Origin of the sequence: Bradyrhizobium sp. 62, from assembly GCF_023073035.1 — a bacterium.
In the GTDB taxonomy this organism is placed as follows: domain Bacteria; phylum Pseudomonadota; class Alphaproteobacteria; order Rhizobiales; family Xanthobacteraceae; genus Bradyrhizobium.
Genome location: NZ_JADPIT010000015.1, coordinates 1673325 through 1681657, shown reverse-complemented (window position 1 = coordinate 1681657; position 8333 = coordinate 1673325). Strand labels below are relative to the sequence as shown.

The window sequence follows — 8333 nt, the reverse complement described above, 5'->3', positions numbered from 1 at the left end:
GGGGCCGCGCTGAAGGCGCCGGCGCCACCGACCGGCGCGGCGCCGTTCACGGGGAAGGACGATTGCGGCGCACCGCCGACGGAGGCGACGGGCGCCGACCCGTTCACGGGCGGAAACGCGGAACTGGTTGGGGCCTGGCCCGGCAGCGGCGCGGGGAAACCCTGCGCATAGGCACAAACGGCGCCCATCGTGACCATGGCGGCAGTGATCGGAACCATCAAATGACGGATCATCAAGGCAGTCTCTCCGGCAGGAGCTTGCGGGGTTCGGCGTCTTCCCAATTGAAGCGCAACCGGCGTGCTCGCGATTTTACGATTCCCGCCGGCCCTTAACAACCCGTTGAATAGGGCAGGAGCGCGGCGCGCCGACGCACCATTTCGGCAAAATTTACCCCGAAAGTACTGCTTTCGGCTAAGAACGGCGCCAAATCGGACCTTTGAACCATGCCCTCCCACGATTTCCGCGGCCCCCGCCTGTTCGTCGATGCCCCCCTCGCCCAGGACGGCAGGATCGAGCTCGACCGCGACCAGAGCAATTATCTCGGCAATGTGCTGCGGCTTGCCGCCGGGGCCGAGGTCTTGGCGTTCAACGGCCGCGACGGCGAGTGGCAGGCCGCCATCGAAGGCCGCAAGCGGCCGGATGGCCTCGTCATCCTCCAGCAGACCCGACCGCAGGACCGGCTGCCCGACCTCGCCTACGTCTTCGCCCCGCTCAAGCATGCCCGACTCGACTACATGGTGCAGAAGGCCATCGAGATGGGGGTGGCCTCGCTTCAGCCGGTGCTGACCCGGTTCACCCAGGCTTCCCGCGTCAACACCGAGCGGATGCGCGCCAATGTCGTCGAGGCGGCCGAGCAATGCGGCATTCTCAGCATCGCCACCGTTGCCGAGCCGATGCCGCTGGAGCGCTTCCTCAGCCAGCGCGCCGCGGGCCGCCTGCTCATCTTCTGCGACGAGGCGGCGGAGCTCGAAAACCCCATTCAGAGCCTGCAAGGCGCAGGCGCGGCGGAGGGAATCGACGTGCTGATCGGCCCCGAAGGCGGCTTTGCCGAGGAAGAGCGGGCGCTGCTGCTGCGGCAGCCGAAAATCCTGCGGCTGGCGCTGGGACCCCGGATCATGCGGGCCGACACGGCCGCAGTGGCCGCGCTGGCGCTGGTGCAGGCGGTGCTGGGCGACTGGGCTGGCGAACGCGGCTAAGGCACGTTGCTATTCGCCTCGTAGCGATCGGTTCAGGGTCTCCGAAGGCAACTCTCCGAAGGCCTCTCTGTAGCTCGCTGCGAACTCGCTGAGATGCCAGAAACCATGCGCAAGCGCACAGGACTTCACACTCCGGCCCGCTCGACCGGTGCGCAGTTGCTTGCGCACCGACCAGAGGCGCAAGACCCGGCTATAGCGATGTGGGCTCATGCCGCAGATGGCCCGTGTCGCACTCTGGAGAGTCCGGACCGACACGCCCGCATGTTCTGCCAGCTCGGTCGTCTTGTGCCAGATCATCAGATCGCGCCGAATCAGTTTCTCCATATCAGCTACGATCCGGCGATAATGCTCGGTGGTGGATGAGACAGGTCCGCTTGCGACGCTGGACCAGATCGCCGCGTCCATCGTGCTGAGCAGTGACCGTTCGACAAGTGTTTGCGAAGCCGGCTCGTTCAAGAAGTCTGGGTCATTTGCTGCGGTTTCAAGCGAGATCGAGATCAGACGGCGCAGCGAGGCAAGCACGTCCGGCGCCGGATTCAGCAAATGGCATCCATCGCCTAATTCAGGCAACGGCTCCCGCCCGGATGGACTGAAGTAGACCACTGCCAGCAGACGCCCCTCCGGCTCATGCACCAGGCAATCTGAATCACCTTTCAATACGAGGACAGAACCGCCCATCGATTGCCCGTTGATGCGGGCAGAGGTCACGTGATCCATCGGTACCGCCACTGCGGCAGCATTGGTGAACTGATAGCCTCGAATGATCCGGGGGAAGGTTTTCAACAGCGACAGGGTCAGGGTCGGCAAGGTGAGCCGGGCACGCATGATCGCTGTCACCCCGGCCGACAACGGCATGCTCGATGCGCCGGCGTATTTCTCGGTCTCGCCGAAATGATCGATGTCATACGAATTGAGCTCGAGCGCCGAGGACGGCTTGAGATCCTGGAACGACATCAAGCGATCCGCCGCTCTCTTTTGCATTCCCTCGCGAGCAGGGACTAGACGGCTTTGATCCATGTTCTGCTGCTTACTTGGCCTTCTTGGAAACGGCGATTTAGCGCCACGCAAATCATCCGGCCCGTTGACGCCGGCGCGCCGCAGTCGCGGAGCATTGAGATGGCATGAACGATCAGAAGGTTGAGCGGATCGAATTCGTCTTAGTGCCGGAACATGTCCCAGATCGAAAACAGCATATAGGCCAACGTGTGTCGCGCGACCGGATACCATCGGTTGCGTTGCACATGAATCGGAAACCAACTCGCATTGTAAACGAAGGCTCTGCGAACGGATCGTCCCCCTACCCAAATTGAGTATGCGACCGGTGGAGCATTCTCGAACGGGCCGAGCAGCTCGCGGATGGGGCGCCCCAGGCGACCCATTCCTCTTGGAGGCGCCCGGAGACGTCCTTGGCCCGAAATGAATGGGGGTGAGGTGAGCCTCCCTACCTACCTGGGTCGATTGCAGCGGGATGAACAGGTGCTATGTTACCCTAGTTGGCGCCGGACCTGATTAGGCCGCCGCCTCCTCTGATCACCGCGCCTCGCTCCGACGCTGTTAAGCGATTGATCCTTTGGAGGTCGAAACCGCTTTCGGGCCATGCTAAGGCCTGCGGCAATTCGCTCCCTTGCTTGCCCTGCCCGGTTCCACCGGGACGATGGACCCCTGAGATGACCGCGACTGCCACCTCACATGCTGCCGGTTCCGCCGCCTGGGCGGATACGCTGCTGCTGTCGTTCGCGCAGGCCGGCTATGTCAGGGCCGAGCCCGCGATCCTGCAGCCGGCCGAACCGTTCCTGGATCTCTCCGGCGAGGACATCCGCAAGAGCCTGTACCTGACCACGGACCTTTCCGGCGAGGAGCTCTGCCTGCGCCCGGACCTGACGATTCCGGTGGCTCGCGATTACCTCAGCTCTGGCCGAGCCGGCCAGCCGGCCGGGTTCAGCTATCTCGGTCCGGTGTTCCGCTACCGCAATGGCCAGAGCAGCGAATTCCTGCAGGCCGGCATCGAATCGTTCGGCCGCCAGGACCGCGCCGCAGCCGACGCCGAGATGCTGGCGCTGGCGCTGGAGGCGACCGCCGCGTTCGGCGTCCGCGACGTCGAGATCCGCACCGGCGACGTGGCGCTGTTCAACGCGCTGCTCGACGCGCTCGACCTCTATCCGGTCTGGCGCCGCCGCCTGGTCAAGGATTTCAACCGCAAGATCAGCCTGGAGCAGGATCTGGAGCGGCTGGCGGCCGCAACCACCGCGACCCGCAGCGAATATGAGGGCGTGCTCGCGGCGCTCGCCGGCTCCGACCGCAAGGCGGCACTCGCTTTCGTCACCGATCTGATGTCGATCGCCGGCACCACCAATGTCGGCGGCCGCACCACCGCCGAGATTGCCGACCGCTTCCTCGAGCAGTCGACGCTGAAGGGTGGCGCGCTGCCGCGCGAGGCCATCGCCGTGCTCAAGCGTTTCCTGTCGATATCGGGTAACCCCGACGACGCCGTCGCCGAGCTGCGCGCGCTCACCAATGATGCAAAGCTCGACCTCAGTGCTGCGATCGACCAGTTCGAAAGCCGGGTCGGCTTCATGGCCGCGCGCGGCATCGATGTGAAGGGGGCGCGGTTTTCGACCGCGTTCGGGCGCGGGCTCGACTACTACACCGGCTTCGAATTCGAGCTGCATCACCGCGGCAACGGCGCCGAGCCGCTGGTTGCCGGCGGCCGCTATGACGGGCTGATGACCCAGCTTGGATCGGCCGAGCCGATCCCGGCGGTCGGTTTCTCGGTCTGGGTGGATGCGCTGACCCGGATCGGCCGCAAGGTGGGAGCTTAAGTCATGAGCGCGCCATTCGTTCTGGCCGTTCCCTCCAAGGGCCGCCTGCAGGAAAACACCGAAGCCTTCTTTGCCCGCGCCGGGCTCAAGCTGTCGAAGGCGGGCGGCGCCCGCGACTATCGCGGCACGCTCACGGGCCTCGACAATGTCGAGGTCGCCTATCTCTCGGCGAGCGAGATCGCCTCGCAACTATCCCGCGGCTCGGCGCATCTCGGCGTCACCGGGGAGGATCTGGTGCGCGAGACCATCGCGGACGCCGACAAGCGCGTCTCCCTGATCGAAGGCCTCGGCTTCGGCTATGCCGACGTCGTCGTCGCGGTGCCGCAGGCGTGGATCGACGTCCGCACCATGGCTGACCTCGACGACGTCACCACCGGCTTCCGCGAGCAGCATCACATGCGGATGCGGGTCGCGACCAAGTTCATCAACCTCACCCGCGCCTTCTTCCAGAGCCAGGGCATCACCGATTACCGCATCGTCGAAAGCACGGGCGCGACCGAAGGCGCGCCGGCCGCCGGCAGCGCCGAGTTGATCGTCGACATCACCACGACCGGCGCGACCCTCGCCGCCAACGGATTGCGGGTGCTCGACGACGGCATGATCCTGCGCAGCCAGGCCAATCTGGTCGCCTCAAGAGATGCCGATTGGTCGCCGCAGGCGCGGGAGACCGCGCGAATCATCCTCGATCACATCGCGGCGCGGGCGCGGGCCAACAAATACCGCGAAGTCCGCACCCGCTTCCGCCAGTGCGACGCGGCCATGCTCACAGAGGCCCACGAGCGCTTCGGCGTCGAAGCCCCGTTCGGCGGGCCGACCTCGTCAGGCATGCTCACACTGCACTGCCCGCCGGGCCAGCTCTATGCACTCGCGAGCTTCCTGCGCACCCATGGCGCCGAGACCGTCTCGGTGGTTTCGCTGGATTATGTTTTCGACCGGGACAACCCGCTGTTCGCCAGGCTCGAGGCGTTCCTGCGGCAGTGAGCCCAAAGTTTGTTGAGCAATTCCGTTCAGCGTAGCGACAGCAAACGGCAGCTACCATATGCTGTTGAGATGACCTTGAACGCCTCTGGAACCTTGATCGATGACGCTGGGCTTTGACGTTTCCGGCATGACGACCATCGCGGCAAGCACCGCCGCGAACGGACTGTCGATTGTCGTCCCGCTCTACAACGAAGCGGCGGGCCTCGCCGCCCTGCACCAGCGCATCTGCGATCTCGCAAAGACCTTGCGTCAGCGCTATCGCTTGGCTTGCGAGGTCGTCTATGTCGACGACGGCAGCGCGGACGCGACGCTGTCGATCGCCCGCTCGCTGCCGGCCGACGCGGTCGACGTCCAGGTGGTGTCGCTGTCGCGCAATTTCGGCAAGGAGGCCGCGCTGATGGCCGGCCTCGACCATGCCCGGCTCGGCGCGGTGCTGTTCATGGACGGCGACGGCCAGCATCCGCCGTCGCTGGTCGAGCGACTGGTGCGGCACTGGATCGAGGACGGCTACGACGTCGTCTATACCGCCAAGGCGCATCGCGACAACGAGCCGTTCCTGCGGCGGCTCGCCGGACGGGGCTTCTATGCGCTGATCAATTGGGGCGCGCGCCAGAAGATTCCCGAAGACGCCGGCGACTTCCGCCTGCTGTCGCCGCGCGCGGTGGCAGCACTGAGGCAGCTGCCGGAGCGCAACCGCTTCTTTAAGGGCCTCGCGAGCTGGATCGGCTTCCGCCAGATCCGCGTCGATTACGAGCCCGCGCCGCGCACCCATGGCGTGACAACCTTCAGCGCCGCGCGTCTACTTGGTCTTTCGATCGAAGGCGTCACCTCGTTCTCGGTGGCGCCGTTGCGCTTCGCCAGCCTGCTCGGCGTGATCCTCGCCGGCGGAGCGTTCCTGTTCGGTCTGTCGATCCTGTGGGAGGTCTTGACCACCGGCAAGCAGGTGCCCGGCTATCCCTCACTCGTGATCGGCCTGATGACGATCGGCGGCGTGCAGCTCATCATGATCGGCATCGTCGGCGAATATATCGGCAAGATCCTCTCCGAGCTGAAGGCGCGCCCGATCTACTTCGTCGCCGAGCACAGTGAAAAGCATTTCGAGACCGACAAGGCTGACGACGCCTCGAAGAGGACGGCGGCCGAATGAACGCGGCCGCGCCGCCGCGGCGGATCTGGCTCTGCGCCGACGATTACGGCATCAGCCCGGGTGTCAATCGCGCCATCCGCGACCTGATCGAACGCGGCCGTCTCAACGCCACCTCGGTTATGATGGTGGGACCTGCGGTCGAGCGCAGCGAGATCGAAGCCCTCCAGACGGCAGCGCAAGCGAGCCCGCGCTGCGCGATCGGATTGCACGTGACATTGTCGGCACCGTTCCGGCCGCTCACCATGCATTTCCGCCCACTCGACGGCGACATGTTTCTCCCGTTTCCGAAGCTGCTGCGCGCGGGTCTTGCGCGAAGGCTCGACCGCGAATTCTTTCGCAACGAGGTCAAGGCGCAGCTGGCAGCCTTCGCGAAAGCGTTCGGGCGCGCGCCTGACTTCGTCGACGGCCATCAGCATGTGCAGCTCTACCCGCAGGTGCGCGACGGCTTTATCGACGCAGTCGCCGAAGTCGCGCCAAAAGCCTGGGTGCGCCAAGGCGGCCGCGACCTGCCGCTGATGCAGCGGCTGGCTTCACCGAAAGCCATGGTGCTCGATATCCTCAGCGCGCAATTCCGCCGCCGTGCCGGCAGCGCGGGCCTGAGCTTCAATCCCGGCTTCGCCGGCGCCTATGATTTCACGCAGGCGGCCGATTTCGGCAAGCTGATGCGGCAATTTCTCGAAGGCCTGCCGGATGGCGGCCTCATCATGTGTCATCCCGGCTTCGTCGACGACATCCTCACTGGGCTCGACCCGATGACGGATGTCCGCGAACGCGAGCACGCCTATCTCGCCGGCGATGCCTTCGCGCGCCTGCTGACGGACAGCGGCGTCACGCTGGGATGAAACCGGCGACAGTTTGCGAAAAGCCGCCCGCGGGGCAGCTTGTCGCATACCGAAATTTAATCCTGCCGGCACTGTTGGGGCCACAATGGAACCCTACATCTGCCTCGCGCTTGTTTTGCGCGAGGGAGACTGACCATGACGCCGCAGGAACGCCAGCTCGTCGACGAGCTTTTCGACCGGCTTTCGAAACTGGAAAATGCACCGCGCGATCCCGACGCGATCGCCGCGATCTCCGACGGCCTGCGCAAGGCGCCTGGCGCGATCTATGCGCTGGTGCAGACCGTGCTGTTGCAGGACGAAGCGCTGAAGCGCGCCCATGCCCGTATCCAGGAGCTGGAGGCGGCGCAGGCGCCCGAACAGGCGCAGTCCGGCGGTTTCCTGGACACCATGCGCGATACGCTGTTCGGCGGGGGTCCGTCGCGCGGCTCGGTTCCGAACGTGCCGCCGCGTGACTCGCGGCCGGTGTGGAACAGCGGCCAGGCGATGCAGCAAAGCCAGCCCGGTTATGGCCAGCCGCCCTACGGGCAGGCTTACGGTCAAGGTCCAGGTCAGGGCCCCGGTCAGGGCTATGGCGCGCCGCCGGTCGGCGGTGGCGGCGGTTCGTTCCTCGGAACGGCGGCGGCAGCCGCGGCCGGCGTCGTTGGCGGCTCGCTGCTGCTCTCCAGCATCCGCGGCATGATGGGCGGATCGCATCAGCAGGCCTTCGGCGACACCAATGCCCTGGGCGATCGCAGCGCTGGTGGAAGTCCCTGGAGCGGCAGCGATCAGTCCGGCGGCTCGCTCGCGCGTGATGCCGGCCTCGACGACATTGGCTCGAACCGCGGTGATGCGTCCCGGCAGGGCTTCGCCGACCACGCTTCGAACGACGACCAGAACTACAACGATCAGAACGACAATGACGGCGGCAATGTCGACCTCGCCGACGACAGCGATTTCGGCGGCGGAGATGATGGCGGCAGCGATTACGCCTGACGCTTTTTATCCTTGCTCCAAACGAGAACGGCCGCCGATGAGGCGGCCGTTTTGGTTCCGAGCGCTATGCGCCTACATCACGACGACCTTGGTGCCGACATTGACGCGGCCGTAGAGATCGATGACGTCCTCGTTGCGCATGCGGATGCAGCCCGAGGAGACGTTGGTGCCGATGGTCCAGGGTTCGTTGGAGCCGTGGATACGGTAAAGCGTCGAGCCGAGATACATCGCGCGCGCGCCGAGCGGATTTTCCGGGCCGCCTTCCATGTGCCTGGGCAGATCGGGGCGGCGCGCGATCATTTCCGCCGGCGGCGTCCAGGCCGGCCATTCGCGCTTGGCCGTGATCGACTTCACGCCGGACCAGGTGAAGCCGGGA

Annotated in this window: 8 protein-coding genes and 1 pseudogene; 6 read left to right on the top strand and 3 right to left on the bottom strand. The window is 65.5% G+C overall.

Going from position 1 to position 8333, the window contains the following annotated elements:
* Positions 1-233: pseudogene (locus tag IVB47_RS18760) on the bottom strand (hypothetical protein); the annotation flags it as partial.
* Between the two features lie 210 nt (positions 234-443).
* Between IVB47_RS18760 and IVB47_RS18755 the strand changes: the two are divergent.
* Positions 444-1196: a 16S rRNA (uracil(1498)-N(3))-methyltransferase gene (locus IVB47_RS18755; RefSeq protein WP_247463078.1), complete on the top strand. Its 753-nt coding sequence runs from the start codon at positions 444-446 to the stop codon at positions 1194-1196.
* A 9-nt stretch (positions 1197-1205) separates the two neighbouring features.
* Here the strand turns inward: IVB47_RS18755 and IVB47_RS18750 are convergent, their stop codons facing one another.
* A complete protein-coding gene (locus IVB47_RS18750) occupies positions 1206-2150 on the bottom strand; it encodes a helix-turn-helix domain-containing protein (RefSeq protein ID WP_247463076.1) in 945 nt (314 codons plus the stop codon).
* Between the two features lie 713 nt (positions 2151-2863).
* Between IVB47_RS18750 and IVB47_RS18745 the strand changes: the two genes are divergently transcribed.
* The 5 genes from IVB47_RS18745 to IVB47_RS18725 all read left to right on the top strand — a co-directional run bounded on the left by IVB47_RS18745 (position 2864) and on the right by IVB47_RS18725 (position 7957).
* Positions 2864-4015 carry an ATP phosphoribosyltransferase regulatory subunit gene (locus IVB47_RS18745; RefSeq protein WP_247463074.1) on the top strand — a complete coding sequence of 384 codons (1152 nt, stop codon included), beginning with the start codon at positions 2864-2866 and terminating at the stop codon, positions 4013-4015.
* A 3-nt stretch (positions 4016-4018) separates the two neighbouring features.
* Positions 4019-4996 (top strand): ATP phosphoribosyltransferase, encoded by a 978-nt coding sequence (gene hisG / locus IVB47_RS18740; protein WP_027565436.1) that lies wholly within the window; start codon positions 4019-4021, stop codon positions 4994-4996.
* Between the two features lie 100 nt (positions 4997-5096).
* Positions 5097-6143, top strand: coding sequence for a glycosyltransferase family 2 protein (locus IVB47_RS18735; protein WP_247463072.1), 1047 nt, complete (start codon positions 5097-5099; stop codon positions 6141-6143).
* Positions 6140-6985 (top strand): ChbG/HpnK family deacetylase, encoded by an 846-nt coding sequence (locus IVB47_RS18730; RefSeq protein WP_027565438.1) that lies wholly within the window; start codon positions 6140-6142, stop codon positions 6983-6985. Before IVB47_RS18735 ends, IVB47_RS18730 begins: the two co-directional genes overlap by 4 nt.
* A 135-nt stretch (positions 6986-7120) precedes the next feature.
* Positions 7121-7957 carry a DUF2076 domain-containing protein gene (locus tag IVB47_RS18725; protein WP_027565439.1) on the top strand — a complete coding sequence of 279 codons (837 nt, stop codon included), beginning with the start codon at positions 7121-7123 and terminating at the stop codon, positions 7955-7957.
* 72 nt (positions 7958-8029) lie between these two features.
* On the opposite strand, the gene IVB47_RS18720 is transcribed toward IVB47_RS18725, so the two are convergent.
* Positions 8030-8333: L,D-transpeptidase (locus IVB47_RS18720; protein WP_247463070.1), on the bottom strand; the 304-nt coding region annotated here is incomplete at its 5' end.